Annotated in this window: 1 protein-coding gene and 1 pseudogene; both read left to right on the top strand. The window is 66.7% G+C overall.

Annotated elements, in window-relative coordinates; translation table 11 throughout:
• On the top strand, positions 1-689 hold a 689-nt coding region (locus ACFWF3_RS37110), incomplete at its 5' end, for a His/Gly/Thr/Pro-type tRNA ligase C-terminal domain-containing protein (protein WP_379318951.1).
• 129 nt (positions 690-818) lie between these two features.
• Positions 819-1,004: pseudogene (locus tag ACFWF3_RS37105) on the top strand (acyltransferase); the annotation flags it as partial.

The following is a 1,004-nucleotide window of genomic DNA, read 5'->3' as shown; positions in this document are numbered from 1 at the left end:
ACACCCGTCTGTCCTGGTACACCGACCTCGGCATCGACCCGGAGAACCTGCGCCTGTTCGAGCACCCCAAGGAAAAGCTGTCGCACTACTCGGCGGGCACCACCGACATCGAGTACCGCTTCCGATTCCAGGGCAGCGAATGGGGCGAGCTCGAGGGCATCGCCAACCGCACCGACTACGACCTCAAGACGCACTCGGAGCACTCGAACGTCGACCTGAGCTACCGCGATCAGGCGAGCGGTGAGCGCTACACGCCGTACGTCATCGAGCCGGCCGCCGGTCTGACCCGTTCGCTGATGGCCTTCCTGGTCGACGCCTACACCGTCGACCAGGTGCCCACCGCGAAGGGCACGACCGAAGAGCGGATCAGCCTGCGTCTGGATCCTCGCCTCGCGCCGGTCAAGGCCGCGGTGCTGCCGCTCTCGCGCAACGCCGACCTGACCCCGAAGGCCAAGGACCTCGCCGCCCAGCTGCGCCGCAACTGGAACGTCGACTTCGACGACGCGGGTGCCATCGGCCGTCGTTACCGTCGTCAGGACGAGATCGGTACCCCGTTCTGCATCACGGTCGACTTCGACACCATCGACGACCACGCGGTGACGATCCGCGAGCGCGACTCGATGGCCCAGGAGCGCATCGCCCTGGACAAGGTCGAGTCCTACCTGGCAGCACGACTGATCGGCGCCTGATCCGTCAGGTCGACGGAGCCCGCACCGCTAGCTCGGTGCGGGCTCTTTCACGTCCGCGCACTGGGCGGTTGATCACACTGCGTAGCTGACGGTTTGCGTTGGGTGGGCGCTTGCCTCACGATCTTCGTTGTGCTGTGGGAACCGGAAGACGTGGTGCGGGCGCTCGACCCGTCGGAACAACGATTCGTGCGGCACGCGACCTTCACCGGACGGTCGGTCACGGTGCTCGGGGAACTGGACGCGGCCGGGCTCGGCGCGGCCTTCGCGGCATTGCAGCGGCGGTTTCCGATTCTGGTGTGCCGGATCGTCGAGGAT

The sequence above is a fragment of the Nocardia sp. NPDC060220 genome, assembly GCF_042727815.1.
Taxonomy (GTDB): domain Bacteria; phylum Actinomycetota; class Actinomycetes; order Mycobacteriales; family Mycobacteriaceae; genus Nocardia.
Note: the sequence above shows the minus strand (reverse complement) of the source record. Positions and strands in the feature narration are given on the sequence as shown.